The organism is Actinocorallia lasiicapitis (assembly GCF_054778695.1).
In genome coordinates, this window is sequence record NZ_BAAGZI010000942.1 from 1 (window position 1) to 515 (window position 515).

General features: G+C 76.3%; 1 pseudogene. It reads right to left on the bottom strand.

From position 1 onward, the window contains the following. Positions 1-345: pseudogene (locus ACYVE7_RS35610) on the bottom strand (hypothetical protein); the annotation flags it as partial. Positions 346-515 lie beyond the last annotated feature (170 nt).

Here is a 515-nt window from a genome sequence, read left to right on the forward strand (position 1 = left end):
CGCCGTGGTGGACGGCGTGCCCGCCGGTGCCGTGGTCGGTGTGCTGCCCGGAGTGGTCGTGGGCCTGCCGCTCGGCGTCACGGTCGAGGAGGCGGTGGCCTTCCCGTCCGGGACGTCGGCCGCCTTGCCGCGCGGCAAGATCGCCGTGGACGAGGCGGTCTTCTTCGCGGCCTCAGCCGTGGCGGCGGGCTGCTCGCTCTTGGGCACCGTCGTCTTGGCGCCCACCCCGAGGCTCGACACCGCGGTCTCCAGCCAGTCGGCGGGCGGCGGGGTCGGGCGGACCGCCGCCTCCGCGCTTCCTCCGAGAGCTCCCGCCGCCGCGATGGCGACCACCGCGGCTCCCAACGCTCTTCCTGCCAATGGTCCAAGCCCTCCTCTTGATCCTGCCTCCGCCGCGACCGCGGGCTCCTCCGCCGGAGCCGCGTGCCCGACCGCCGTTCCCTCGGTCATCCGACGGCTCCGCGGCGCGGGCAGCGGAACCACCAGCGGCCGCTGCGCCCCGTCCTCGGACAGGG